The sequence below is a fragment of the Jatrophihabitans sp. genome, from assembly GCA_036389035.1.
In the GTDB taxonomy this organism is placed as follows: domain Bacteria; phylum Actinomycetota; class Actinomycetes; order Mycobacteriales; family Jatrophihabitantaceae; genus Jatrophihabitans_A.
On sequence record DASVQQ010000015.1, the window covers coordinates 59,858 to 85,288 of the forward strand.

26 protein-coding genes are annotated in these 25,431 nt (G+C 71.8%); 17 read left to right on the top strand and 9 right to left on the bottom strand.

What is annotated here, in order from left to right:
* Positions 1-28: 28 nt before the first annotated feature.
* The 6 genes from VF557_11170 to VF557_11195 form a co-directional block, all read right to left on the bottom strand.
* Positions 29-406, bottom strand: coding sequence for a PIN domain-containing protein (locus VF557_11170; GenBank protein ID HEX8080762.1), 378 nt, complete (start codon positions 404-406; stop codon positions 29-31).
* Positions 403-642, bottom strand: coding sequence for a type II toxin-antitoxin system prevent-host-death family antitoxin (locus VF557_11175; protein ID HEX8080763.1), 240 nt, complete (start codon positions 640-642; stop codon positions 403-405). Before VF557_11175 ends, VF557_11170 begins: the two co-directional genes overlap by 4 nt.
* Positions 643-739: 97 nt before the next feature.
* Positions 740-1,624 (bottom strand): serine hydrolase domain-containing protein, encoded by an 885-nt coding sequence (locus tag VF557_11180; GenBank protein HEX8080764.1) that lies wholly within the window; start codon positions 1,622-1,624, stop codon positions 740-742.
* On the bottom strand, positions 1,621-3,051 hold the full coding sequence (locus tag VF557_11185) for a coenzyme F420-0:L-glutamate ligase (protein HEX8080765.1): 1,431 nt from the start codon (positions 3,049-3,051) through the stop codon (positions 1,621-1,623). Before VF557_11185 ends, VF557_11180 begins: the two co-directional genes overlap by 4 nt.
* Complete coding sequence (gene cofD / locus VF557_11190; GenBank protein ID HEX8080766.1) at positions 3,048-4,001, bottom strand: 2-phospho-L-lactate transferase; 954 nt, start codon at positions 3,999-4,001, stop codon at positions 3,048-3,050. Before cofD ends, VF557_11185 begins: the two co-directional genes overlap by 4 nt.
* A gap of 113 nt (positions 4,002-4,114) precedes the next feature.
* A complete protein-coding gene (locus VF557_11195; GenBank protein HEX8080767.1) occupies positions 4,115-4,753 on the bottom strand; it encodes a GPP34 family phosphoprotein in 639 nt (212 codons plus the stop codon).
* Between the two features lie 130 nt (positions 4,754-4,883).
* On the opposite strand from VF557_11195, the gene VF557_11200 reads away from it, so the two are divergent.
* Both VF557_11200 and VF557_11205 read left to right on the top strand, forming a co-directional pair.
* Complete coding sequence (locus VF557_11200) at positions 4,884-7,400, top strand: bifunctional FO biosynthesis protein CofGH (protein HEX8080768.1); 2,517 nt, start codon at positions 4,884-4,886, stop codon at positions 7,398-7,400.
* A 222-nt stretch (positions 7,401-7,622) separates the two neighbouring features.
* Positions 7,623-7,883, top strand: a complete 261-nt coding sequence (locus VF557_11205) for a WhiB family transcriptional regulator (GenBank protein ID HEX8080769.1) — start codon at positions 7,623-7,625, stop codon at positions 7,881-7,883.
* Between the two features lie 11 nt (positions 7,884-7,894).
* On the opposite strand, the gene VF557_11210 is transcribed toward VF557_11205, so the two are convergent.
* Positions 7,895-8,374: a metallopeptidase family protein gene (locus VF557_11210; protein HEX8080770.1), complete on the bottom strand. Its 480-nt coding sequence runs from the start codon at positions 8,372-8,374 to the stop codon at positions 7,895-7,897.
* A gap of 92 nt (positions 8,375-8,466) precedes the next feature.
* Here VF557_11210 and VF557_11215 point away from each other — a divergent pair, with 92 nt between their 5' ends.
* The 10 genes from VF557_11215 (at position 8,467) to VF557_11260 (ending at position 19,047) form a co-directional block, all read left to right on the top strand.
* The gene (locus VF557_11215; GenBank protein ID HEX8080771.1) at positions 8,467-8,826 is read left to right on the top strand and encodes a DUF3499 domain-containing protein; all 360 of its coding nucleotides are present in this window, start codon (positions 8,467-8,469) and stop codon (positions 8,824-8,826) included.
* Between the two features lie 142 nt (positions 8,827-8,968).
* The gene (locus tag VF557_11220; protein ID HEX8080772.1) at positions 8,969-10,342 is read left to right on the top strand and encodes a phosphomannomutase/phosphoglucomutase; all 1,374 of its coding nucleotides are present in this window, start codon (positions 8,969-8,971) and stop codon (positions 10,340-10,342) included.
* A gap of 10 nt (positions 10,343-10,352) precedes the next feature.
* On the top strand, positions 10,353-10,619 hold the full coding sequence (locus VF557_11225) for a Trm112 family protein (protein ID HEX8080773.1): 267 nt from the start codon (positions 10,353-10,355) through the stop codon (positions 10,617-10,619).
* Complete coding sequence (locus tag VF557_11230; GenBank protein ID HEX8080774.1) at positions 10,616-11,749, top strand: SIS domain-containing protein; 1,134 nt, start codon at positions 10,616-10,618, stop codon at positions 11,747-11,749. Before VF557_11225 ends, VF557_11230 begins: the two co-directional genes overlap by 4 nt.
* 49 nt (positions 11,750-11,798) lie before the next feature.
* Positions 11,799-12,740 (top strand): cation diffusion facilitator family transporter, encoded by a 942-nt coding sequence (locus VF557_11235; GenBank protein ID HEX8080775.1) that lies wholly within the window; start codon positions 11,799-11,801, stop codon positions 12,738-12,740.
* A gap of 5 nt (positions 12,741-12,745) precedes the next feature.
* Positions 12,746-13,987: a mannose-6-phosphate isomerase, class I gene (gene manA / locus VF557_11240; protein HEX8080776.1), complete on the top strand. Its 1,242-nt coding sequence runs from the start codon at positions 12,746-12,748 to the stop codon at positions 13,985-13,987.
* Positions 13,988-14,067: 80 nt separating this feature from the next.
* Positions 14,068-14,757, top strand: coding sequence for an MtrAB system response regulator MtrA (gene mtrA, locus VF557_11245; protein HEX8080777.1), 690 nt, complete (start codon positions 14,068-14,070; stop codon positions 14,755-14,757).
* Entirely contained in the window at positions 14,754-16,409 is a 1,656-nt protein-coding gene (gene mtrB, locus VF557_11250) for an MtrAB system histidine kinase MtrB (GenBank protein ID HEX8080778.1), read from the top strand. The genes mtrA and mtrB overlap by 4 nt, the downstream gene beginning before the upstream one ends.
* The gene (locus VF557_11255) at positions 16,406-18,136 is read left to right on the top strand and encodes a hypothetical protein (GenBank protein ID HEX8080779.1); all 1,731 of its coding nucleotides are present in this window, start codon (positions 16,406-16,408) and stop codon (positions 18,134-18,136) included. Before mtrB ends, VF557_11255 begins: the two co-directional genes overlap by 4 nt.
* A 182-nt stretch (positions 18,137-18,318) precedes the next feature.
* Entirely contained in the window at positions 18,319-19,047 is a 729-nt protein-coding gene (locus tag VF557_11260) for a phosphoribosyltransferase family protein (protein HEX8080780.1), read from the top strand.
* Here VF557_11260 and VF557_11265 read toward each other — a convergent pair.
* Entirely contained in the window at positions 19,033-19,275 is a 243-nt protein-coding gene (locus VF557_11265) for a hypothetical protein (GenBank protein HEX8080781.1), read from the bottom strand. The two genes, VF557_11260 and VF557_11265, sit on opposite strands and share 15 nt — an antisense overlap.
* Here VF557_11265 and raiA point away from each other — a divergent pair.
* The 5 genes from raiA (at position 19,180) to VF557_11290 (ending at position 24,904) form a co-directional block, all read left to right on the top strand.
* Positions 19,180-19,752: a ribosome-associated translation inhibitor RaiA gene (gene raiA, locus VF557_11270; GenBank protein HEX8080782.1), complete on the top strand. Its 573-nt coding sequence runs from the start codon at positions 19,180-19,182 to the stop codon at positions 19,750-19,752. The genes VF557_11265 and raiA overlap by 96 nt on opposite strands.
* Before the next feature lie 66 nt (positions 19,753-19,818).
* Positions 19,819-20,289 carry a ribosome silencing factor gene (gene rsfS / locus VF557_11275; protein ID HEX8080783.1) on the top strand — a complete coding sequence of 157 codons (471 nt, stop codon included), beginning with the start codon at positions 19,819-19,821 and terminating at the stop codon, positions 20,287-20,289.
* A complete protein-coding gene (locus VF557_11280) occupies positions 20,289-20,933 on the top strand; it encodes a histidine phosphatase family protein (protein HEX8080784.1) in 645 nt (214 codons plus the stop codon). The genes rsfS and VF557_11280 overlap by 1 nt, the downstream gene beginning before the upstream one ends.
* A 190-nt stretch (positions 20,934-21,123) precedes the next feature.
* The gene (gene leuS, locus VF557_11285; GenBank protein ID HEX8080785.1) at positions 21,124-24,039 is read left to right on the top strand and encodes a leucine--tRNA ligase; all 2,916 of its coding nucleotides are present in this window, start codon (positions 21,124-21,126) and stop codon (positions 24,037-24,039) included.
* Between the two features lie 10 nt (positions 24,040-24,049).
* Positions 24,050-24,904 carry a DegV family protein gene (locus VF557_11290; GenBank protein HEX8080786.1) on the top strand — a complete coding sequence of 285 codons (855 nt, stop codon included), beginning with the start codon at positions 24,050-24,052 and terminating at the stop codon, positions 24,902-24,904.
* A gap of 24 nt (positions 24,905-24,928) precedes the next feature.
* Here the strand turns inward: VF557_11290 and VF557_11295 are convergent, their stop codons facing one another.
* The gene (locus VF557_11295) at positions 24,929-25,333 is read right to left on the bottom strand and encodes a hypothetical protein (GenBank protein ID HEX8080787.1); all 405 of its coding nucleotides are present in this window, start codon (positions 25,331-25,333) and stop codon (positions 24,929-24,931) included.
* Between the last annotated feature and the right edge of the window lie 98 nt (positions 25,334-25,431).

Consider the following 25,431-nt stretch of genomic DNA (forward strand, 5'->3'; position numbering starts at 1 on the left):
GCCAGGACGGTGATGATCCGACGAGGGCTCAAGCCGATTGGTGAAGGTCGACAAGGCCTTCGAGCCCTGCCAGGTCGTTCGGGTTGCGAGTCCACAGCGTCGCCTGGTGCGCGGCGGCGGTCGCGGCGATGAGCAGATCGGCAGCGCGAGCCTTCGGCTGCCGGCCCGCCAGTGCCGCCGCCAACCGGCCGTACTCGCGTGCCACGGCGTCATCGACCGGCAGCGCGTCGAAGGTCTTCTCGATGATGCCCAGCCGGCGGAGGCGCTCGGCCCGCACCGCCGGCGAGGCCGCGACCAGCACACCGAAGTGAAGCTCGGCCAGCGACACCGCGCAGATGGCGACGTCGGCGTCGATCAGACCAGGATCAGGACCCAGCAACACGCTGGTGTCCAGCACGACCCTCATCGGGTGAACGGGTCGACCACGCGGTCATCGACCGAATCCCGGTCCCGCGCCCACTCCTGGTCGCCCGGGCCGCGGAACACCTCGGCGATCTCGGCGCCCCGCCGCCAGCGGTTGCGTCGCACCGGTCCCAACTCGGCCACCTCGCGGCCGGAGACCGTCACCGTGATCGTCTCACCGGCCTCAGCCTGCCGGACCAGCTCGCTGGCCTGTTGCCGCAGCTCCCGCAAACCCGTCATGCATTTAAGTTAGCACAAGTGCTACGCGCTAGCGGCTTTAAGACTTGGGCGGCCCACTGCACCGGTCCAAGCCCAGCCGGCTCGTCCCCACGACCAGCTAGCTGTAGCTGTCCAGCACCGCCTCCGACAGCCGCGGCCAGGCCTTGATCGCCCACGGGCCGAAGCCCTTGTCGGCCAGCGCAACCAGGCCCAGCCCGGCCTGCGGGTCGATCCAGAACATGGTGCCGCTGCGGCCGAAATGGCCATAGGTGGCGGGGGAGTTGCGCGGCGAGGTCCAGTGCGGGTCCTTCAGGCCGCGGATCTCGAAGCCCAGCCCCCAGTCGTTCGGGCGCTGGCCGCCATAACCGGGTAGCACCCCGAGAATGCCCGGGAACTGGACGGATCGGGCATCGGCCAGGGTGTCGGCGTGCAGCAGGCCGCCGGGGGTCAGCAGCTCGCCGATTAAAATCTCCAGGTCGGCCACCGAGGCGGTGCACGCGAAGGCCGGTGAGCCTTCCAGCACAGCGGTGCGCATCCGCAGCGGGCTGAACACCGCCTCGTGCAGGTAGTCGTCGAAGGCGATTCCGGTCGCGTCGGCGACCAGCTCGCCGACCAGGTCGTAGCCGACGTTGGAGTAGATCCGCCGAACCCCGACATCGGCGCCCCGGCGGCGACGATCGGGGGCCAGCCCGGAGGCGTGCGCGAGCAGGTGCCGCAGGGTCATCGAACCCAGCTCGGCAGCCAGCTCCTCGCCCAGCCGATCGGGGGCGTACTCCAGCACCGGACGGTCGAGCTCGATCGCGCCCTCTTCGACCGCGACCAGGGCGGCCAGCGCGGCCAGCGGCTTGGTCACCGACGCCAGCGGAAACCGCATCGAGGTGTCGCCGACCTCAGCCAGCACGCCGGCCCGGCTGAGCACCGCCGCCGCGGCGTGCGGCACCGGCCAGTCCAGCACCTGCCGCAACGGGTCGCTCACCTGTTCGGGCTTGGGCTGTTCAGTCATCGGCTCCCACCGCCAGTCCTCGGTTCGCCCGCCACCCGCCGGACAGCCCGGTCGATGAAGCCCGGCAGCTCCGGTGAGACGTCCGAGGGCAGGTCCCCGACCCCGAACCAGCGCAGGTCGTCGGACTCGGAGCTGATCACCGGCTCGGCGCCGGCCGGCGCCCGGCCGACGAACTGGACGTCGTAGTGCCGGGTGGGCAGCCCCAGCGCGCAGGTGATCGAGTGCACGTCCAGGTTGACCGGCAGCGGGTCCAGCACGAGGCCGGCGATGCCGCTCTCCTCAGCCGCCTCGCGGGCCGCGGCGGCCAGCAGTGACTCGTCGGTGTCCTCGATGTGCCCGCCGAGCTGCACCCAGGCGCCAACCCTCGGGTGCAGGGTGAGCAGCACCCGGCTGGCGTCGGAGTCCAGCAGCAACGTGCTGGCCGTGATGTGACCGGGGACGCAGGCCAGCCGGGTGGCGTCCGGACGGGCAGCCAGCAACCCGTAGAAGCCTTCTCGGATCGCGGCCTGGCCGGTGCCGTCGGCCGGGTCCAGCGGCATCGCCGCCAGCGTCGCCAGCACGTCGGCGTGCAGGGCCGAGACGTCCGGGCGGGGTTGACCATCGCCCGTGGCATCGCCGGCTTCAGCGCCGGCGCCGGCGCCGGCCTGGGCGCGGCCCAGCGCGAGCGCCTCGGCGGTGCCCATTCCGAACAGGTCGTCCGAGGCGCGGCGGATCAGCGAGGCCGAGCCGCGGCCGTCGTCGGGATAGTCGGAGTGGGCCAGCCCGCGCACCACCGCGACCGGGATGTCGGACAGCTTGCCCTTCACCAGGTCCGCGGCCGCGGCCAGCTCATCGGCCACCGCGACCTCGGTGACCTCGAGCAGGTTGCCGTGCCGGTCCCGCTCGCCGCGCTGGTCCCGGACGGCGCTCAGCCCCGCCACCCCGATCGCCACGTCGGTGATGCCGTGGCGCCACGGCCGGCCCATCGAGTCGGAGATGATCACCGCGACCCGCAGCCCGGCGCGTTCGGCCAGGGTGTCGCGCAGCCGGCGGGCCGAGGCGTCCGGGTCCAGCGGCAGCAGCGCCAGCTCGCCGCCGGCCAGGTTCGAGGCGTCGACGCCGGCCGCGGCCATCACCAGGCCGTGCCGGGTCTCGACGATCCGCAGCGGCCCCCGGCGGGCGATCACCCGCACCGTCTCGTCCGCGATCGCCTGCTGCCGCGCCACCTCGCGCTCGGCCGGATCTCCGGAGGTGCTGATCAACCGGCCCTCGACCTTGGACACCACCTTCGACGTCACCACCAGGATGTCGCCGTCGGCCAGCCACGGCGCGCACCGCATGATCTCGGCGGCCAGATCGTCGCCCGGGCGTAGCTCCGGCATCCCCCGTACCGCGAGCAGCTCGACGCCCGGCCCAGCGCTCACCGGCCCGCCATGCGCAGCGCTCACCGGCCCGCCATGCTCACCGCGTCGGCGACCATCGCCGCGGTCGCCTCGGGGCTGGTCATCAGCAGGTCCCGGCCCAGCACCGTGAGGCCGGGCAGCTCGGCGGTGTCGCCGGTGTGGACGAGCCAGCCGTCGAGCACGCCGCCGTCTGACCGGGCGCCGTACAGCCCGGCCACCCCGGCTGCCGAGGTCTGCACGCCCAGCACCGGCAGGCAGGCGTCGGCCATGCCCCGGACCGGCGCGCCGCCGATGATCGGCGACAGCCCGATGACCTGAGCGGGCCCTGACCGCAGCGCCTGGCCGATGCCCGGCACGTTGAGAATGGTGTTGATCGAGACCACCGGGTTGGACGGCGCGATCAGCACCAGATCGGCCTGCTCGATGGCCGCCACCACGCCGGCTGCCGGCCGGGCCGACTCCAGGCCGACCTGGACGAACTCCAACGCCGGAATCCCGGCCCGGTGCCGGACCCACCATTCCTGGAAGTGGATGGCCCGGCGGCTGCCGTGATCAGTGATCACCACATGCGTCTCGCAACGCTCGTCGGTCATCGGCAACAGCCGGACGCCGGTCTGCCAGCGCTGGCACAGCGCCGCGGTGACGTCGGAGAGCGGGTAGCCGGCGGCCAGCATCTGGGTGCGGACCAGGTGGGTGGCGATGTCAAGGTCGCCGAGGCTGAACCAGGTCGGCTCGGCGCCGTACTCGGTCAGCTCGTCCATGATCCGCCAGCTCTCGCCCTCGCGGCCCCAGCCCCGTTCGGCGTCCACCGCGCCGGCCAGGGTGTACATCACGCTGTCGAGGTCGGGGCAGATCCGCAGGCCGTGCATCGTGACGTCGTCACCGGTGTTGATGATCGCGGTGACCTCGGAGCCGGGCAGCCCGGCGGCGTAGGCCCGGACGCCCTGCAGGAACCGGGCTCCGCCGACTCCGCCTGCCAACACCGTGATGCGCACCGGAGAAACCTAATTCATCAGGAGCCGAACGCACTCGGCGGGAGGCGGCAGGGCGACGGCGGGGGCCGGCTGAGATCGGGGCGGGCGAGTCAGCGGGTCGCGGGCGACGCGGGTCAGCGGGACGTGAACGGGAGCGTGTTGGCCCGGTGCATCGCCCGGAAGGCCCCCCGCAGCGCCGCCAGGGTGGCGTCGCCGCCGTGCCCGGCGATCTGCAGGTGAGGCTCCAGCCAGGGCTTGGCCAGCCGCCGGCTGCGCTTAGGACCGGGCCGCACCGAGCCCGCGCCGTAACCGCCGGCCAGCAGCACCAGCAGCGCCAGGTCCAGGGTCTCCGGAGCCTGCTTGGCCGCCAGCAGCGTGGCGACCTGCTGCTGCTGCAGCACCGTCGAGGACGGATCGACATCGACCAGCCGGCGGCCCTCCGACCGCCACCGGCCGGCCTCGATCAGGGCGTTGGTGGCGGCCTTGCGGTCGGCGTCGATGTGGCCGTACCAGCGTCGCCAAGGCGTGGGCCGGCGGCCGGCCACCGCCCGGTGCAGCGCGTCGGTCAGCGGGTTGCCGGTGACGGCCTCGCCGATCGCCTGCGGGTGGTGCAGCCCGATCAGCCGGCCGGAGCCGGCCAGTTCGGTGAACAGCGCCGCCCGGACGGCGATGCCGACATGGTGCGGGTGGCGCAACCGGCCACGGGCTGGGTTCAGGGCCAGCCGGCACACTGCCAGGGCCAGTTGCTCGGTGTCGCCGGGCAGCGTGGTCACCGGGACCTGCCCGCACATCTGGACGTCACTGGCACGATGGCCAGCTTAGGCGCGCCCGGCGACTTTCGGCGGGCTGCCCGCGCACCGCACCTGGCGAACGCCGCTGGCCCTGGTGGCTAGGCTCAAAGGCGTGAGCCAGCAGCAGCCGTCCGAGTCGGCCATCCGCCGGGCGCTTCGGCGAGCCCGCGACGGCGCCGCGCTGGATGCCGTCGAAGCGGCGGTGCTGATGTCGGTGCGCGGCAGCCAGCTGAGCGAGCTGATGGCGATCGCCGCCGGAGTGCGCGACGCCGGCCTGGTCGCCGCCGGGCGCCCCGGCGTGATCACCTACTCGCGCAAGGTCTTCATCCCGCTGACCCGGCTGTGCCGGGACCGCTGCCACTACTGCACCTTCGCCACCGTGCCGCACCGGCTGCCGGCCGCCTACCTCGAGATCGAGGAGGTGCTGGCGATCGCCGAGCAGGGCGCGGCGCTGGGCTGCAAGGAGGCGCTGTTCACCCTGGGCGACCGGCCCGAGGACCGCTGGCCACAGGCCCGCGAATGGCTGGGCGAGCGGGGCTATGACTCCACGCTGGACTACGTCCGGGCGGCGGCGATCGCGGTGCTCGAGCGCACCGGGCTGCTGCCGCACCTCAATCCGGGGGTGCTGAGCTGGGACGAGCTGCAGCGGCTCAAGCCGGTGGCGCCGAGCATGGGGATGATGCTGGAGACCACCGCCCGGCGGCTGTTCACCGAGCCCGGCGCGCCGCACTTCGGCAGCCCTGACAAGGACCCCGAGGTGCGGCTGCGGGTGCTGACCGACGCCGGCCGGCTCAACGTGGCCTTCACCACCGGCATCCTGGTGGGCATCGGCGAGACCCGGCAGGAACGGGCCGAGTCGCTGTTCGCGATCCGGTCCAGCGCCCGGGAGTTCGGCGCGATCCAAGAGGTGATCGTGCAGAACTTCCGCGCCAAGGACGACACCGCGATGCGCAAAGACCCCGACCTCGACCTCGACGAGTACCTGGCCACCCTGGCGGTGTCGCGGCTGGTGCTCGGGCCGAAGCTCCGGGTGCAGGCCCCGCCGAACCTGGTCGACCTGACCGAGTGCCTGCTGCTGCTCGACGCCGGGGTGGACGACTTCGGCGGCGTCTCGCCGCTCACCCCCGACCATGTCAATCCGGAACGGCCGTGGCCCGAGCTGGACAAGCTCACCGACCTGCTGGCCGGGCGTGGCTTCGCGCTCACCGAGCGGCTGACCGCGCAGCCGTCCTACGTGCTGGCCGAGGCGCCGTGGCTGGATCCCCGGGTGCTGCCGCACGTCCGGGCGCTGGCCGACCCGGCCACCGGACTGGCCCGGACCCGGCCGGACGGCGGCGTGCTGAGCCCGACCGGCCTGCCCTGGCAGGAGCCGGACTCGGCCTGGGAGTCCAGCGGCCGGGTGGACCTGCACGCCGCGGTCGACACCGACGGCCGCAGCAGCGACCGGCGCAGTGACTTCAGCGAGGTCTACGGCGACTGGAACGCCCTGCGCGACCGGGTCTTCTCACCCGGATCGAGCGCGCTGGACTCCGAGGTGGCCCAGGCGCTGCGCGCCGCCGAGCGCGATCCGGCCGGGTTGTCCGACGAGCAGGCGCTGACCCTGATGCAGGCCGACGGGGCCGGGCTGGCGGCGGTCGCCGCGCTGGCCGATGACCTGCGGCGCGACACGGTGGGCGAGTACGTCACCTACGTCGTCAACCGCAATATCAACTTCACCAACATCTGTTACACCGGCTGCCGGTTCTGCGCGTTCGCCCAGCGGGCAACCGACGCCGACGCCTACACCCTGTCCACCGCGGAGATCTCCGACCGGGTGCGCCAGGCGCACGCCGACGGCGCCACCGAGATCTGCATGCAGGGCGGCATCGACCCCAAGCTCCCTGCCAGCGGTTACTTCGAACTGGCCCGGGCGGTGAAGCGGGCGGTGCCCTCGATGCACCTGCACGCCTTCAGCCCGATGGAGATCGTCAACGGCGCCGCCCGGGCCAACCTGTCGATCGAGGAGTTCCTGATCGGGGTCCGGGAGGCCGGGGTCGACTCGCTGCCCGGCACCGCGGCCGAGATCCTCGACGACGAGGTGCGCTGGGTGCTCACCAAGGGCAAGCTGCCCACCTCGGCGTGGGTCGAGGTCATCACCACCGCCCACCGGCTCGGCATCCCCACCACCTCGACGATGATGTTCGGTCACGTCGATCACCCCCGGCACTGGGTGGCGCACCTGCGGCTGCTCGGCCGGCTGCAGGACGAGACCGGCGGTTTCACCGAGTTCGTGCCGCTGCCCTTCGTCCACAACCAGTCGCCGATCTACCTGGCGGGCCTGGCCCGGGCCGGCGCCTCGCAGCGCGAGGTGAAGGCGGTGCACGCGATGGCGCGGATCATGCTGCACGGCAAGATCGCCAACATCCAGACCAGCTGGGTCAAGCTCGGTGAGGCCGGCGCGGCCGAGATGCTGCGCGGCGGGGCCAATGACCTGGGTGGGACGTTGATGGAGGAGACCATCTCGCGGATGGCCGGTTCCGAGCACGGATCGCGACGTTCGGTCGCCGAACTCGAAGCGGTCGCCGCGCTCGCCGGCCGCCCCGCCAGGCAGCGCAGCACCTCCTACGGCCGGCTTCCCTCGCCTTCCTAAAGCTAGCCGAATCGTCCTAAAAGCCGCCCGGTAACGGTTGCGGCGGCATCAATCTGCTCAAGTAGCAGACTTCAGCTTGACTAATGGGTAACGACACGGGTGTAATTCCAAGTGTGTCGTACGGCTTATGCGCCCATCACGTGAGCCGATACGGACTCTGAGCCCGCAGGCAGGTCCTTAATCAATCTGTAGTAGGAGAGCACCGTGACCGAAACCACGCACCTGGCAGAAGCGGACCTGTCGGACATCTTCGGGCTTCCCGAAGAGCAGAGCTGGCAGGAGCGCGCCCTGTGCTCCCAGACCGATCCCGAGGCGTTCTTCCCCGAGAAGGGCGGCTCGACCCGAGAGGCCAAGAAGATCTGCGTCGGCTGCGAGGTGCGGGGCGAATGCCTGGAGTACGCCCTCGAGCACGACGAGCGCTTCGGCATCTGGGGTGGCCTCAGCGAGCGGGAGCGCCGCCGGGTCAAGCGCCGCGCCAGCTGAAACACACCAGCTCACTCAGCTGTAGGCGGGTCGATCTCATCAGTCGATCGGCCCAGCAGCCTGGCCAGCTGCTCCACCACCACGTCGTGCACCAGGTCGGCCAGGTCCTCGCTCTGCGCCGCCCGGCTCTCCAGCGGCCGTCGATAGACCACGATCACCGGGGCCGAGATGCCGGCCACCCCGTTGCGGTACAGCCGTGACAGCGGCACCGCGTTGTCATCGAGGATGTCCTCGTCGAAGTCGAAGTCGGCGGTTCCGCGGTGGCTGACGTCGGGCACGTCCTCCACCGCGAACTCGACCTGGGCCAGCTGCTCGGCCAGCCGCGGCTGCAGGTGATCGACCGCGTGCAGCACCATCGCGTCGAAGGCGTCACCCCGGCTGTGCGCGATCGGCACCGGCCTGGGCGCCAGCATTCCGCGCAGGCCGCGACCGTGCCGGTCCCGGCGGCGGGCCGGACGTCGTGCGGCCGGCGACTTCGGATCGGTGCCCATGCCTGGCGAGCCTAGTGCGGTACGGCCTGCGACACGCGGCGGCGATCGGCGCTCACCGGCAAAGCCTGGGCCGGGGGCTAGTGTCGGCCGTTGTGAGGCATGTCCGTCGCTGTACCCGCACTGGCTGCAGTCAGTCTGCCGTCGCGACGTTGACCTACATCTATTCCGACTCGATGGCAGTGGTCGGCCCGCTGGCCGCCTTCGCCGAGCCGCACTCCTATGACCTGTGCGAGGAGCACGCCGTCCGGCTGACGGTGCCCCGAGGCTGGGAGGTGGTCCGGCACGCCGGTGAGTTCCCGTCACCGATCCCGCACGCCGATGACCTCGAGGCGCTGGCCGACGCCGTCCGGGAGGCAGCCCGGATCGAGACGCCGCGCCAGGTGGCCGTCACCGACGAGAACGGCCTGACCGGCCGGCGGGGCCATCTGCGCGTGGTGCCACCGCCGGTCTGAGTCACCACCGGTCTGCGGCCTCGCCGGCCGCTCGCCTAGGCTGGCAGATCACGACCCCGCGACGGAGCCCGAACCGCCTGCTCCACGCGCTGAGCAAGCCGCTGCTCAGCTTCCGACCACCTCCAGGAGAGGCGTCTGCAAGGTGATCAACCTTTCCGACATCGTGAAGGCCTACGACGTCCGGGGCATCGTTCCAGACCAGCTGAACCCCGAGGTCGCCCGCGCGCTGGGCGCTGCCTTCGTGACGGTCACCGGCGTTCGCGAGCTGGCCGCCGGTCATGACATGCGCGAGTCCGGGCCCGAGCTGCTGGCCGCTTTCGCCGACGGCGCCACCAGCCAGGGCGCCAGCGTGCTCAACATCGGACTGGCCTCGACCGACCTGCTCTACTACGCCAGCGGGCAGCTGGGACTGGCCGGCGCGATGTTCACCGCCAGCCACAACCCGGCGCGCTACAACGGCATCAAGCTGTGCCTGCCCGGCGCCCAGCCGGTCGGGCAGGACTCCGGGTTGGTGCAGGTCCGCACCACCGCCCAGGGCTACCTCGCCGACGGCCTGCCGGCGCCGGCGGCCGAGCCGGGGACCGTCAGCAGCCGTGAGCTACTGGCCGACTACGCCCGCTACCTGCGCGGGCTGGTGGACCTGTCGACGTCGCGGCCGCTCAAGGTCGTGGTGGACGCCGGCAACGGCATGGGCGGCTACACCGTTCCGGCGGTGCTCGGCGACGCGGTGCTCGAGCCGTTGCCGCTGCGGATCGTGCCGCTGTACTTCGAACTCGACGGCAGCTTTCCCAACCACGAGGCCAACCCGTTGGAACCGGCCAACCTGGTCGACCTGCAACGCCGGGTCGTCGAGGAGGGCGCCGACATCGGGTTGGCCTTCGACGGCGACGCCGACCGGTGCTTCGTCATCGACGCCGACGGCAACCCGGTCTCGCCCAGCGCGATCACCGCGCTGGTCGCGGTCCGGGAGCTGGCCAAGGCGCCGGGCTCGGCGGTCATCCACAACCTGATCACCTCCAAGGCGGTCCCCGAGATCATCGCCGCCCACGGTGGCCGGCCGATCCGGACCCGGGTCGGGCACTCCTACATCAAGGCCGAGATGGCCGTCACCGACGCGGTGTTCGGCGGCGAGCACTCGGCGCACTACTACTTCCGCGATTTCTGGCGCGCCGACACCGGCATGCTCGCGGCGATGCACGTGCTGGCAGCCCTGGGCGAGCAGGACGGCACGCTGGCCGCGCTGACCGCGGGCTACCAGCGCTACCACGCCTCCGGTGAGATCAACTCCAAGGTGGTCGACCAGGACGAGAAGGTGGCCGCCGTGCGCGAGCGGTTCGCCGACCGGACGGTGGCCACCGACACCCTGGACGGGCTGACCATCGACCTGGCCGACGGCTCCTGGCTCAACGTCCGGGCCTCCAACACCGAACCCTTGCTCCGGCTCAACGTCGAAGCTCCCACCAGTGCCACGCTGGACGCAGTCCGCGACGAGGCGCTGGCCGTGATCCGGTCCTAGGAGGCCCAGGGTGTCTATTTCGGCTGACCTGCTCTCGATCCTGGCCTGCCCGAGCGCTGACCATGCCCCGCTGCGGCTGGAGACCACCGGCAGCGGGCTGGAGCAGCTGGTCTGCACGTCCTGCCTGAGCCGGTTCCCGGTGTCCGACGGCATCGCGGTGCTGCTGGCCGACGAGGCGGTGCCCGGCCCGCGTGGCCTCGGAGTGCCCGCCACCGACGGCACGGCAGCTGATCAGAGGGCCGAGGACGAGGCGGCCGATGACGGGACCGCCGGGTGAACTCCTTCCAGCAGGAGCTGCTCGATGACCCGCAGGCGCTGATCCGGGCCGATCGCGGCGGCCTGCTGCGCGCGCTGGCCGGGGCCGGGGCCCAGGTGCGCCGCGGCATCGACACCGCCGGCGAGTTCGGCGTCGACCGGCTGCGCGGCTCGACGCCACCGCGCGCCGTCCTGGTGGCTCCGGACGCCGCCGCCCCGTACCTGTCCAGCCTGCTGGCCGCGCTGGCTTCGGCCGAGGCGCCGGTGATCGACTGGCGCAACCCCGCGCTGCCCCGCTGGGCCGGGCCGGCCGACGCGCTGCTGGTGGTCTCGGCCGACGGCCGGCATCCCCGGCTCGCCGAGCTGATCGCCCAGGCCGACCGGCGCGGAATGGTGATCGCGGTGGCCGCTCCGGTCCGATCCCCGGTGGCGGCCGCGGCGGCCCGGCATCCGGTCGCCGATGTCAGCCACCTGGCCTCGGTGCCGCCGCGAGCGGCCTGGTGGGCGCTGGCCACGCCGGCGTTGCAGGCCCTGGACGCCCTGGGACTGGCCGCCACGGCCCATTTGCTGGCCAGCGTCGCCGACAGCCTGGACGGCGTCGCCGAGACCGACCGGCCGGACTCCTCCGCCTACACCGGGCCGGCCAAGTTGCTGGCCGCCGAGCTGGCCGAGTCGGTGCCGGTGATCGCCGGCATCGGCCAGGCCGCGACCGTGGCCGCCCGGCGGTTCGCCGGCGCCGTCCAGCTGATCGGCGGTTCCACCGCGATGGCCGCGGCGCTGCCCGACGACGTGGCCCGGATCGGCTCGCTGCTGGAGTTCGCCACCACCGAGGCCGACTTCTTCGCCGACCGGATCTCCGAGCCGAGCGTGCGCCCGCGGCTGGTGCTGATCGGCGACGATGACCGTTATGGCGAGCCGCAGGACACCCAGTGGGACGGCCTGGGCGATGACGCCGGCCGCAAGGCCGGGTCGGCGCTGGCGGGGCTGGCCGCCAGCCGGGGCATCGGCAGCTCCCGGATCCTGGTGCCGGACGCGCCGCCGCTGGTCCGGTTCGCCGCCGCCTCGGCCACCGGCGACTTCGCCGCGACCTACCTGGCATTGGCCCGTGGAATCGATCCGTCCGCACCGAGATTAGGGGAGTTGCCACATTGAACCGCTGTGCTGCTGTTGAAGCCCGCCGCCTCGGCCGCGGAGTACGGACATGAGCGCCGCCAGCGGCACCAAGGCGGTCGTCGCCGCCCTGCTGGCCAACGCGGGCATCGCCGTCATGAAGTTCATCGCGTTCCTGATCACCGGGTCGTCGTCGATGCTGGCCGAGTCGGTCCACTCGGTGGCCGACTCCGGCAACCAGGGGCTGCTGCTGGTCGGCGGCCGGCGATCCCGGCGGCAGGCGACCGCCGAGCACCCGTTCGGCTTCGGTCGCGACCGCTACGTGTACGGATTCCTGGTGGCCCTGGTGCTGTTCACCATCGGGGGCATGTTCGCGCTGTACGAGGGCATCCACAAGATCACCGACCCGCATGAGCTGGACTCGCCGCTGATCGCCATCGCGGTGCTCGTGGGAGCGATCGGCCTGGAGACCTGGTCGTTCCGCACCGCCATCCACGAGTCGCGCAAGGTCAAGGGCGACGCCAGCTGGCCGCAGTTCATCCGGCGGGCCAAGGTCCCCGAGCTGCCGGTGGTGCTGCTGGAGGACCTGGCGGCCCTGGTCGGGCTTTTCCTCGCGCTGGGCGGCGTCGGGTTGACCATGCTGACGGACGAGCCGATCTGGGACGGCATCGGCACGGTTTCCATCGGGGTGTTGCTGATCACGGTCGCGGTGATCCTGATCATCGAGACCAAGAGCCTGCTGCTCGGCGAGTCGGCCAGCCCGGCCGCGATCTCACGGATCGAGGCGGCCCTGGTCGGCGAGGGCATCGAGCGGGTGATCCACTCCCGGACCCTGCACCTCGGCCCGGAGGAGGTGCTGGTGGCCGCGAAGGTGTCGATGGCGGCCGGCAGCTCGATGGCCGAGTGCGCCGCGGCCATCAACGCCGCCGAAGCCCGGATCAGGGCGGCCGAGCCGACAGCGCGGGTGATCTACCTGGAGCCGGACCTCTATCAGCCCGAACTGGTCGAGGGCACGGCCAGCCCAGCCAGGTGAGCTCGGTGAGCTCGGCGGGTTCGGCGGGCTCGGCGGGCTCGGTGGCTGGGCAGCCGCGGGTGATCGCGCTGGACAACGCGATCCGGGAGTACGCCTGGGGCTCGGTCGAGGCGATTCCGGCGCTGCTCGGCATCCCGCCGACCGGGCGTCCGGCTGCCGAGCTGTGGATGGGCGCGCACCCGGCCGAGCCGTCGCGGTGGGCCGAGCACCCCGACCGGCCGGCGCTGGACGAGCTGATCGCCGGAGACCCGCGACGGTGGCTGGGTGAGGCGAACCTGGCGGCCTTCGGTCCCCGGTTGCCGTTCCTGATGAAGGTGCTGGCCGCCGACCGGGCGCTGTCGATGCAGGTGCACCCCAGCCGGGCCCAGGCCGAGGCCGGCTTCGCGGCGGAGGAGGCCACCGGCGCCCCGCGCGGCTCGGCGGGGCGCAACTACTGCGATGCCAACCACAAACCTGAGCTGGCCTACGCCCTGTCCGAGTTCGAGGCCTTCTGCGGGTTCCGTCCGGTGCCGGCCACCCTGGAGCTGCTCGAGGCCCTGGACGTGCCGGAGCTGGCCGGCTACCTGCCGCTGCTGGCCGGCCGGGACGGCCTGCGGGCGACCTTCACCACCCTGTTGAGCCTGAGCGGCCAACCCCGGGAACGGCTGGTCGAGGCCACCGTCGAGGGCTGCCGGCGCCTCGCCGAGCAGGACGGTCCCTGGGGCGGCGCGGCCCGGGCCTCGGTGCTGGCCGCGCAGGACTTTCCCGGCGACATCGGCGCGGTGCTGGCGCTGCTGCTCAACTACGTCCGGCTGGCCCCGGGCGAGGCGATCTACCTGGGCGCGGGCAACGTGCACGCCTACCTGCGCGGCATGTGCATCGAGATCCTGGCCAGCAGCGACAACGTGCTGCGCTGCGGCCTGACCCCCAAGCACGTCGACATCCCGGAACTGCTGCGGGTCGCCGACTTTTCCAGCCTGGCCGAGCCGCGCTGGCAGCCGGAGCTTCCCGCCGAGGGCCGGCGGGTCTTTCAGGTGCCGGTGCCCGACTTCCGGCTGACGGTGCTGGATCTTGCCGCGGGGCCGGTGCGGCTGCTGCCCGCCGACGGCCCGCACCTGGTGCTCAGCGGCCAGGGCCCGGTCACCGTGGACTGCGGCCCGCAGAGCCGGACGCTCCGGCGCTGGGAATCGGTCTACGTCGCCCCCGGAGAGGCGGCCTGCGCCGTGTCGGGCAACGGGCAGGTCTTCGTGGCGAACACCAACTTGTGATCCGCGCTTAAAATAGAGACGGCTGCGGCCGTGGGGCGTCCTGCCAGCGGTCAAGCAACCTAGGCGCCACGATAGGGACCATGAAGCCTCGCGTACTGGTAGTCGACGATGACTCCTCACTCGCAGAGATGCTCGGCATCGTGCTGCGCTCGGAAGGTTTCGAGCCCGCGTTCGTGCCCGACGGCTCGCGAGCGTTGGCAGCCTTTCGCGAGGTCAAGCCCGACATCGTGCTGCTGGACCTGATGCTGCCCGGCATGAGCGGGATCGACGTCTGCCGCGCCATCCGCTCCGAGTCCGGCACCCCGATCATCATGCTGACCGCCAAGACCGACACGGTCGACATCGTGCTGGGCCTGGAGTCCGGCGCCGATGACTACGTGGTCAAGCCGTTCAAGCCCAAGGAGCTCACGGCCCGGATGCGGGCCCGGCTGCGCCGCTACGACGAGGCCGGCGGCGAGACGCTGCTGATCGGCCCGCCCGACTCGGCGGTGAGCATCGACGTGCAGGCCCACCAGGTGGTCCGCGACGGCGTGCAGATCTCGCTGACCCCGCTGGAGTTCGACCTGCTGGTGGCGCTGGCCCGCAAGCCCCGGCAGGTCTTCACCCGCGAGGTGCTGCTCGAGCAGGTCTGGGGCTACCGGCACGCCGCTGACACCCGGCTGGTCAACGTCCACGTGCAGCGGCTGCGGTCCAAGGTCGAGCGCGATCCCGAGCGTCCCGAGGTGGTGTTGACCGTCCGCGGCGTCGGTTACAAAGCGGGGCCGCCGTGAGCCCAGCCGCCCCAGGCTGGATTTCCGGCGGGCTCGACGCCATGCCGGCCCGGTTGAGCCAGCGACTGCACACAGCCACCGGCTGGCTGAGCCGCCGGTCGCGCCCGGGCGTGTCACGACTGCTGACGACCTGGCGGCGCTCGCTGCAGCTGCGGGTGGCGGCCACCACCGCCATCGTCACCGGCCTGATCGTGTTGCTGATCGGGGTGTTCCTGGTGGACCAGATCGGCAAGGGCGTGTTGAAGGCCAAGCGGGCCGCCTCGATCAGCCAGGCCTCGCTCGGCCTGGAAGCGGCGGTGGCGCAGTTCGAAGGGCTCACCCCGGGTGACCTGAACGGCATCCGGCAGGCGGTCGACCAGATCACCTCCGACCCCACCAGGTCCACCGGCACGCTGGGCGCGGACCTGTTCACCAAGGTGGTCCGCTCGACCGACCAGGCCGTCAACCGGCAGCTGCCCGGCGGCCAGCCGATTCCGGACGAGCTGCGCCGCGAGGTCGACCGCGGCGCCCTGGCCGTGCAGTACGCGCCGATCCGGATCCCGAACCACCCCGGCGAGGTGGCCGGCCTGATCGTCGGCCAGCCGGTGAACACCCAGGCCGGCGCCTTCGAGCTGTACTACCTGTTCCCGCTGAGCGCCGAGCAGCGGACGCTGAGCCTGGTGCAGCGGACCGTCCTGCTGGCCGGACTGGCACTGGTGCTGCTGGTGGCCGCGATCGCTGCCCTGGTCACCCGCCAGGTGGTGCGGCCGGTCCGGGTGGCCGCCCAGACCGCCGGCCGGCTGGCCGGCGGCCAGCTGTCCGAGCGGATCACGGTCAGGGGCGAGGACGACATCGCGTTGCTGGGCGAGTCGTTCAACGACATGGCCAACAGCCTGCAGCAGCAGATCCAGCGGCTGGAGAACCTGTCCCGGCTGCAGCAGCGGTTCACCTCCGACGTCTCGCACGAGCTGCGCACCCCCCTGACCACCATCCGGATGGCCGCCGAGCTGCTCTACGGCAGCCGGGAGGACTTCGCCCCCGAGCTGGCCCGCTCGGTCGAGCTGCTGACCAACGAGCTGGACCGGTTTGAGAGCCTGCTGGCCGACCTGCTGGAGATCTCGCGCTACGACGCCGGCGCGGCGCACCTGGAGACCGAGCAGATCGACATCCGCGGCATCGTGGAGCGAGCGGTGCTCTCGGCCGAGCCACTGGCCCTGCGGCACGGGGTGCAGCTGCGGGCCGACCTGGGCGATGAGCCGGTGATCGCCGAGGTGGACGCCCGGCGGGTCGAGCGGGTGCTGCGCAACCTGCTGGGCAACGCCCTGGACCACGCTGAGAGCCGGCCGGTGACCGTCCGGGTCGGCGCCGACGCCGCCTCGGTGGCGGTGACCGTGCGCGATGAGGGCGTCGGCCTGCGTCCGGGTGAGGCGGCCCTGGTGTTCAACCGGTTCTGGCGCGGGGACCCGTCGCGCAGCCGGCTGACCGGTGGCACCGGGCTGGGTCTGGCGATCAGCCTGGAGGATGTCCGGCTGCACCATGGTTGGCTGCAGGCCTGGGGCGCGCGTGGCCGCGGCGCGGTGTTCCGGATGACGTTGCCGCGGGTCGCCGGTGGCCCCCTGGACAGCTCGCCGCTGCCGTTGGAGCCCGAGCCGGAGCCGGAGGTGCTGGCATGAAGAGGGGGCTGATCGGCCTGCTGCTGGCTCTCGGGCTGGTGGCCGGCTGCACCGGCGTCCCGACCGACTCCGCGCCGCTGGTGGTGCGCACCCTGGACCGGGACGGCCCCGGCGTGTCACAGGCCAACATCACCCCGAAGCCCGGCGGTGACGAGCGCGACATCGTCGACGGCTTCCTGTCGGCAGCCGTGGCCGCCGATGCCGGGCACTCACAGGCCAGGCAGTTCCTGACCAACGCCGCGGCGCGCAAGTGGCAGGACAGCACCGTCACCGTGGTCGACGAGACCACCGTCGGGGTGGCCACCAAGACCGGCGCGGGCGCCACCGTGGAGGTCTCGGGCCGCCGGGTCGGCCAGCTCGATGCTAGCGGCGTGTTCAGCCCGTCGCTGAAGGGCACCGGCATCGGGGACCCGGAGACCTTCACCTTCGACCTGATCCAGGTGGACGGGCAGTGGCGGATCGACCAGCTGCAGCCCGGGGTGCTGATCAAGCAGTCGTCCTTCGAGCGGTCCTACCTGCCCCGCAAGCTGTATTTCTACGACCTGGCCGAGACCACCCTGGTGCCTGACCTGCGCTACTGCGCGCTGAGCGGGCAGGCGCTGGGCAACTGGCTGCTCGCCGCCCTGCTGGCCGGGCCGCGTCCGGAGCTGGCCCAGGCGGTGATCAACGAGGCGCCCGACCAGGCCGGACGGCCCACCGTGGTGGACAGCGATCCGATCGTCGTGGAGATGCCGGGCACCAACCAGCTGGACGCCGGCGGGCGCAACCGGCTGGCCGCCCAACTGGCCTACACCCTGACCCAGATCCGGTTCGTGCCCGGCGCCCAGCTCAGGCTGACCGACTCCGGACGCTCGGTGAACATTCCGGCTGCCCAGGGCACGACCTTCGCGGTGGTGAACTTCTCCGCCGACGGGCCGGACAGCGTGACCCCCGGCGCCCGGTCCTATTTCGTGCGCGACGGCGCGGTGATCGACGGCATCGACAACAAGCCGGTCACCGGCGCGCTCGGCCAGGCCGGCCGCGGCCTGAGCTCGGTGGCGCTGCGCCGCAACGCCGCCGGTGAGCTGCAGGTCGCCGCGGTGGCGCGCAACGTGCTCCAGATGGGGTCCACCGCCAGGCTGGCCAGGGTCAGGCTGCCCGCCGGGGCGTTGAGTCGGCCGGAATGGCGACCGCACGCCGCCGACGTCTGGGTCGGGGTCGGCCCCCGGGGCGCGATCTATCGGATCAGTCCGGACGGGGTTCCCAAGCAGGTCTCGATCACCTCGCCGGTCGCCGGCCTGCCGCCGGGCCAGGTGCTGGCGCTGCGGTTCAGCTCGGACGGGGTACGGCTGGCCGCGGTGCTGCGGGCGGCCGGCGGAGCCATGACGGCCTGGATCGGCTCGGTGGTCACCTCGTCCAGCGACGTCCGGATCGACTCGTTCGAGCCGCTGACCCCGGCGGGCCTGGCGGTCCGCGACCTGGCCTGGGCCGATGCCACCAAGCTGCTGCTGGTGGCCCAGGCGCCGAACGACGAGGCCCGGGTGTGGCAGGTGATGTCGGACGGCTCGGCGCTCGGCGGGCTGACCAACATCGGGTTGCCGGGACCGCCCACCTCCATCGCCGCCGCCCCCCAGCAGTCACCGCTGGTCTCGGCCAGTGACTCGATCTGGACCCAGCAGGGAAGCTCCTGGACCTCGTTCCCGGGCAATACCCCGACGCCGGGCGCCAACCCGATCTACGCCCCCTAACCCGTAGCGGTCGCGCTCGCCGGGGCGTGCGAAACCGCTACGCGTCCACATGACGACCTGACCGGAGCAAGCCGCACCGGAACGCAGGGGCGGGCCGGGTAGCTGTCCACAACCAGAGCAGTTCGTCCACATTTTCGCCTCTGCGGCCACTATTGCCACCCCGCGTCAGGCAAGCTTGTTTTATGAGGTTTTTGCCCGACTTGATGGATCTGGTGCTGCCGTCGAGTTGCGTGTGCTGCGGCCTGGCCGGGCGGGTGTGGTGCCCAGGTTGCCAGCCGAAGTCCGAGCCTGAGCAGGTCGCGCTGGCGGGCTCGACCTCGGTAGTGGCCGCCGGTGAGTACGGCGGGGGCCTGCGCAGCGCGCTGCTGGCCTTCAAGGAGCGCAACCAGCGAGTCTTGGTGGGACCGCTGGCGGCCTACCTCAGCGACGCCGTCGACGTCGCGTGCGGCCGGCTGGGCGGCCCGGCAGGCTGCGCGATCCTGGTGCCGGTTCCCTCCACCCGGGCAGCGGCGCGCCAGCGCGGTGGTGACCACCTGCTGCGGCTGGTCGCCGAGGTCGCCCCGCAGAACGGCTTGGAGGTGCTGCCGGTGCTGCGGTTGGCCGGTCGCGGCCGCGACTCGGTTGGGTTGTCGGCGGGCGACCGGGCGGCGAACCTGGCCAACCGGATGCGCGCGGCTCCGGCCACCACCGACCGGCCGGTGCTGCTCGTCGATGACATCGTCACCACCGGAGCGACCCTGTCCGAGGCGTCGCGGGCGCTTCAGGCGGCCGGCTGGCAGGTGTGCGGCGCTTCGGTGATCGCCGCCACCAAGCTTCGCCGGGCCCGGGCAACGCCGCCCGCCTCATCGAACGGCGTTCATCGGCACGTTTCAACTGGGCAGACGCACGACGAAGGACTAGCGTTTACATGACCTACCGAAATAGGCAGCGAGCAGGGATTGGCGGGCCAGCCGGAAGGGAAAGGCCGCCAGCCGGCACCGCTCGCGACGCCCGAGCAGCCAGGAGGTCGCGTGGATATTGTCGTGAGGGGCCGAAACGTCGAGGTGCCCGATCATTACCGGCAGCATGTAGCTGAGAAACTGGCGAAAGTCGAGCGATTTGACAACCGGATAATCCGGGCGGACGTCGAACTCCTCCACGAGAAGAATCCCAGGCAGTCCGAGATCTGCCAGCGAGTCGAGATAACCTGCCGGGTCCGCGGCCCGGTGGTGCGGGTCGAAGCCTGCGCAGCTGACTTCTACAAGGCCCTCGACCTCGCCGTCGAGAGGCTGGCACGCAAGTTCCGGCAGGCCGCCGACCGCCGCCGGGTGCACCACGGCCGGCACACGCCCACCTCGGTCGCCGCCGCCACCGGCGCGCTGATCGAGCACGAGCGGCTGCCCAGCGTCGCCGAGCCCGAGAGCCCGGCAACCGAGGACGAGCTGCCCGACGGCCCCGGGCGGGTGGTCCGTGAGAAGGAGCACCCCGCCAAGCCGATGACCATCGACCAGGCCCTGTTCGAGATGGAGCTGGTGGGTCACGACTTCTACCTCTTCTCCGACGCCGACGGCGGGCATCCCAGCGTCGTGTACCGGCGAAAGGGTTATGACTACGGGGTAATCCGGCTCGTCGACTGAGCGGGATGAACCGGTGCCCGTCAACGCGGTAAAGGCGGTCCCGATCGCCCGGTATTCTGGGCGATCGTGACCGCCACCGACACCGCCATCGAGCTCGCGCGCATCGCCGGGCACGCTGCCGCGGACAAACTCGCCACCGACATCGTCCTGATCGACGTGAGCGACCGGCTGGCCATCACAGACGTCTTCGTGATCGTCACCGGCAGCAACGAGCGCCAGGTCGAGGCGATCGTCGACGAGGTCGAGGACAAGCTGCGGCTGGCCGGCACCAAGCCGCTGCGCCGCGAGGGCAAGCGCGACGGCCGGTGGGTGCTGCTGGACTACGCCGAGATCGTGGTGCACGTCCAACATGCCGAGGAGCGGGTCTTCTACTCACTCGAACGGCTCTGGAAGGACTGCCCGCAGATCGAGTTCGATGACGGCCGCCCGCAGGGTGACGGCCGCCCGCAGGGCGCCGGAGCCAGCCAAGGCGCCGGAGCCAGTCAAGGCGCCGGAGCCAGCCAAGGTGCCGGAGCCAGCCAGGCAGACGAGGCCTAGTGCTGCGCCGGCTGGTCATCCTGAGGCACGGCCGGACCGCCTGGAACGCCGAGCGCCGGTACCAGGGGCAGGAGGACCCGCCGCTGGACCTGGTCGGGCAGGCGCAGGCGTTGGAGTCCGCGGCGCTGGTCGCGGCGATGAGCCCCGATCTGGTGGTCTCCTCCGACCTGCTGCGGGCCGAGCAGACCGCCCGGAAGATCGTGGCGCTGACCGGTCAGCAGCTGGTGTATGACCCGCGGTTGCGCGAGCGCCACCTGGGTCACTGGCAGGGACTGACCCGCGACGAGGTTCAGGCCCGCTATCCCGAGGAGTTCGCCGACTGGCTGGCCGGGCGGGACGTGACCCGCCGGGGCGGTGAGAGCCGGCAAGAGGTCGCCACCCGGGCCGTGAAGGCGCTCGACGAACTGCCGGAGGTCGGGCTCACGGTGCTGGTCAGCCACGGCGCCACCTCGATGTGCCTGGCCGCGGCGCTGCTCGGGCTGCCCCAGACCCCCTCCATCCTCGGCCCGCTGGCCAACTGTCACTGGACCGAGCTGCGCGACAGCGGCGACGGCTGGACGCTGCGCGCGCACAACGCCGGCCCGCCCGGACCCGTCATCCCGTTGCTGGCACCGGAGGGCGAGCACTCCGACGCCGACGCCTGAGGCTTGAGCGGCCGCCGGGTAGTATGGCCGCCATGGGCACGAACCTGCTTCTTATCGAGCCGCGCTGAGTCCTCTCCGACGACCAGTGCGGCTCGAGCCTCTGCTTTTCCGCAGGGGCTCTTCGTCTGTCCGGGGCCCGCCGCGGCCGGCCCAGCACCCACGATGCACCAGATCGGGAGAGTCCCCCACCATGACCGCGAGCACCGCGCAGCCCAGCGACACCGCGCAGCCCAGCGACACCGACGCCCCGCCGTTCCGGTACACCGCTGCCCTGGCCAACCGGATCGAGTCCCAGTGGCAGCAGGAGTGGGCCGACCGCGGCACCTTCGACGCCCCCAACCCGTGCGGTGAGCTGAGCGAGGGCTTCGAGCGGGTCGCCGACAAGCCGCACACCTACATCCTGGACATGTTCCCCTACCCCTCGGGCGCCGGGCTGCACGTCGGGCACCCGCTGGGCTACATCGGCACCGACGTCTACGCCCGCTACCGGCGGATGTGCGGCGAGAACGTCCTGCACACCATGGGCTTCGACGCCTTCGGCCTGCCGGCCGAGCAGTACGCGCTGCAGACCGGCCAGCATCCGGCGACCACCACCGACAACAACATCGTCACCTTCCGCCGGCAGCTGCGCGCGCTGGGGATGGGCCATGACCAGCGCCGGGTGGTCGCCACCACCGATCCGCAGTTCTACCGCTGGACGCAGTGGATCTTCCTGCAGATCTTCAACTCGTTCTATGACCACGAGGCCGACGGCGGCGCCGGTCGGGCCCGGCCGATCACCGAGCTGATCGCCGAGCTCGATGCCGGCACCCGGGAGCCGGCGGCCGGCAGCAACGAGCACGGCAAGCCCTGGTCCGAGCTGAACGACGTCGAACGCCGCGACGTCGTGGACCGGCACCGGCTGGCCTACGTCGCCAAGCTGCCGGTCAACTGGTGCCCGGGCCTGGGCACCGTGCTGGCGAACGAGGAGGTGACCGCGGACGGGCGCTCCGAGCGCGGCAACTTTCCGGTGTTCCGCAAGCCGCTGGCCCAGTGGATGCTGCGGATCACCGCCTACGCCGACCGGCTGCTGGCTGACCTGGACCACATCGACTGGCCCGAGAAGGTCCGCACGATGCAGAAGAACTGGATCGGCCGCTCGATCGGCGCGCACGTCCGGTTCAGCACCCCGGCCGCTGAGCTGACGGTGTTCACCACCCGTCCGGACACGCTGTTCGGAGCCACCTACCTGGTGCTGGCTCCGGAACACCCGCTGGTCGCCGAGCTGACCCCGCCGGCCTGGCCCGACGGCACCCCCGCGCAGTGGACGGGCGGCTATGCCACGCCGGCCGAGGCAGTCACCGCCTACCAGGCGCAAGCCGCCGCCAAGACCGACCTGGATCGTCAGGCAGACCGGCAGGGCGCCGACGCCAAGGTCAAATCAGGCGTGTTCACCGGGGCATTCTCGACCAACCCGGTAACTGGCGCCCAGCTGCCGATCTTTGTCGCCGACTACGTCCTGATGGGGTACGGCACCGGAGCGATCATGGCGGTGCCCGGCCAGGACGAGCGGGACTGGGACTTCGCGGAGTCCTTCGGCCTGCCGATCGTGCGCACGGTGCAGCCCAGCGAGGGCTTCGCCGGCAAGGCCTTTACCGGCGACGGGCCGGCGATCAACTCGGCCAACGGCGAGCTGGATCTCAACGGCCTGGGCGTGGCCGAGGCCAAGGCCGCCACGATCGCCTACCTGGAGCGCACCGGCGCCGGCCGCGGCGCCACCACCTACCGGCTGCGCGACTGGCTGTTCAGCCGGCAGCGCTACTGGGGTGAGCCGTTCCCGATCGTCTATGACTCCAACGACCAGCCGGTCGCGCTGCCGGCTGAGATGCTGCCGCTGCTGCTGCCCGAGACCAACGACTTCACCCCGAAGTCCTACCCGGCCGATGACGCCGACTCAGATCCCGAGCCGCCGCTGGGCCGGCTGACCGACTGGGTCACCGTCGAACTGGACCTGGGCGTAGGCGTCAAGACCTACCGCCGCGAGACCAACACCATGCCCAACTGGGCCGGCTCCTGCTGGTACGAGCTGCGCTACCTGGATCCGGAGAACTCCACGGCGCCGGTGGACCCGGCGGTGGAGCGGTACTGGATGGGCCCCTCGCCGCAGCGCCCGCTGGGCGGTGTCGATCTGTACGTCGGCGGCGTCGAGCATGCCGTGCTGCACCTGCTGTACGCGCGGTTCTGGCACAAGGTGCTCTTCGACCTGGGCCACGTCTCCAGCCGCGAGCCCTATCACCGGCTGGTCAACCAGGGGATGCTGCAGCTGCCGGCCTACACCAACGCCGACGGCTTCTACGTCGAGGCGGCCGAGGTGATCGAGCGCGACGGCGGTTTCTTCCACAACGGCCAGCCGGTCAACCGGGAGTTCGGCAAGATCGGCAAGAGCCTGAAGAACGTGGTCACCCCGGACGAGTTCACAGCCGGCTACGGCACCGACACCTTCCGGCTGTTCGAGATGTTCTCCGGTCCGCTGGATCAATCCCGGCCGTGGGACGCCAAGGCCATCGTCGGGCCGTACCGGCTGCTGCAGCGCATCTGGCGGGTGGTGCTGGACGAGCAGACCGGCCAGCCGCACGTGGCCGACGTCGAGGTGCCGGCCGAGCTCAACCGGCTGCTGCACCGGACGATCGCCGCCGTCCGGGAAGGCTATGAGACGCTGCGGTTCAACACCTCGATCGCCCGGATCACCGAGCTGAACAACGCCGTCACCCAGGCCTATCCGGACGGCGGCACCCCGCGGGTGGTGGCCGAGGCGCTGGCCCTGATGCTGGCCCCGCTGGCTCCGCACGCCGCCGAGGAGCTGTGGGCCAAGCTGGGCCACCAGCAGTCCCTGGCCTGGCACGACTTTCCCGAGGTCGACGAGGCGATGCTGGTGGAGGAGCGGATCGAGGTGCCGGTGCAGGTCAACGGCAAGGTCCGCTCGGTGATCTCGGTCGCCCCCGACGCCGATTCCGCCGCCATGGAGGACGCCGCCCGGGCCGATGAGAAGGTCGTCGCGGCCCTGCAGGGACGACCCAGCAGGCGAGTTATCACGGTCCCGGGCAGGTTGATCAACTTCGTCGTCTAACGTTCGACAGATGGCGGTCCAGCAGCAGGTCACGGTGGTCACCGACTCGACCTCCTACCTGCCCACCGGGCTGGCCGAGGAGCTGGGCGTGCAGGTGGTCCCGCTGCAGGTGCAACTGGGCGGGCGGACCGGCCTGGAGGGCCAGGACGTCACCCCGGCCGACGTGTGCGCCGCGCTGCGGGTCCGGACGGCGGTGACCACCTCACGCCCCACGCCTGCCGAGTTCGTCGAGGTCTACCGCTCCGCGCTGGACGCCGGCGCCGCCACGGTGGTCTCGCTGCACCTGTCCGCGGAGCTGTCGGGCACCTGCGACTCGGCACGGCTGGCGGCGGCCGAGTTCGAGCCGGACGTGATCCGGGTGATCGACTCGCGCTCGGCGGCGATGGCACTGGGATTCGCGGTGCTGGCCGCGGCCCGGACCGCCGCCACCGGCGCCGAGCCGCAGGACGTGGAGCAGGCGGCCCGCACCGCCCTGGGCCGGACGTCGGCGCTGTTCTACGTCGACTCGCTGGAGTGGCTGCATCGCGGCGGCCGGATCGGCTCGGCAGCGGCAAGGTTCGGCACCGCGCTGTCGGTCAAGCCGCTGCTGCACCTGTCCGACGGCCGGATCATGCCGCTGGAGAAGGTGCGGACCGCGTCCAAGGCGATCGCTCGGCTGGTCCAGCTGACGGTGCAGAAGGCGGGCTCGGACCCGGTGGACATCGCGGTGCAGCACCTGGCCGCGCCGGAGCGGGCCGCAGAGGTCGCCGGCCTGCTCAAAGAGGCGTTGCCCAACCTGGGCCAGCTGTACGAGTCCGAGGTCGGCGCGGTGGTCGGCGCGCACGTCGGGCCGGGGCTGCTCGGGGTCGTGGTCACCAAGCGCTGAGTTCGGACTCACCGTCTCGACCAGTCAGCACGACTCCTCGATGATGAGCAGCAGGCGCCGCTCGTCGTCCCGGAACTCCCCGACCTGGAAGTCGGTGAAGTCGCCCGGGGCGCGGACCACGGACTCGCGGAGGTAGGGGCGCATCCGCTGCCACAGCGCATCCCGGTCGCCCGGCGCGACTTCGGTCGGCGCGTCGGGCGCGTAGAACAGCAGGACCCTGGCCTCCGGTGTCCGCAGCAGGTGCTCCACACGCTTGGCCGGGGCCTGCCACCGCCCGCCGCGGAGCCGCCATCGCGTCCCGGCGGCGTCCACCCACTCGCCGTCGCGAATCGGTGACGGCCACTCGACCGTGCCACCGTCGCAAGCGCTCGGCTCGGCGGCCTCGCCCGGCGGGGCGGGCTGCTCCCGCTGCTTCCGTCGCTTGCTCACCGCGCCATCGTGCCATCGTGCCTGCCCGATCCAGCTGGCACTCACCACCGAGCGCCGTGTCGATGATCGCCCCGTCCTGCTCGGGAGCGCCTCTGCGG

What these genes read in the sequence shown, in the direction of transcription:
- VF557_11235 (HEX8080775.1), top strand. Translation starts at nt 11,799, where the DNA reads ATGAGCGCCGCCAGCGGCACCAAGGCGGTCGTCGCCGCCCTGCTGGCC.
- leuS (HEX8080785.1), top strand. Translation starts at nt 21,124, where the DNA reads ATGACCGCGAGCACCGCGCAGCCCAGCGACACCGCGCAGCCCAGCGAC.
- VF557_11175 (HEX8080763.1), bottom strand. Translation starts at nt 642, where the DNA reads ATGACGGGTTTGCGGGAGCTGCGGCAACAGGCCAGCGAGCTGGTCCGG.
- VF557_11180 (HEX8080764.1), bottom strand. Translation starts at nt 1,624, where the DNA reads ATGACTGAACAGCCCAAGCCCGAACAGGTGAGCGACCCGTTGCGGCAG.
- VF557_11255 (HEX8080779.1), top strand. Translation starts at nt 16,406, where the DNA reads ATGAAGAGGGGGCTGATCGGCCTGCTGCTGGCTCTCGGGCTGGTGGCC.
- mtrA (HEX8080777.1), top strand. Translation starts at nt 14,068, where the DNA reads ATGAAGCCTCGCGTACTGGTAGTCGACGATGACTCCTCACTCGCAGAG.
- VF557_11170 (HEX8080762.1), bottom strand. Translation starts at nt 406, where the DNA reads ATGAGGGTCGTGCTGGACACCAGCGTGTTGCTGGGTCCTGATCCTGGT.
- VF557_11290 (HEX8080786.1), top strand. Translation starts at nt 24,050, where the DNA reads ATGGCGGTCCAGCAGCAGGTCACGGTGGTCACCGACTCGACCTCCTAC.
- VF557_11260 (HEX8080780.1), top strand. Translation starts at nt 18,319, where the DNA reads ATGAGGTTTTTGCCCGACTTGATGGATCTGGTGCTGCCGTCGAGTTGC.
- VF557_11210 (HEX8080770.1), bottom strand. Translation starts at nt 8,374, where the DNA reads ATGGGCACCGATCCGAAGTCGCCGGCCGCACGACGTCCGGCCCGCCGC.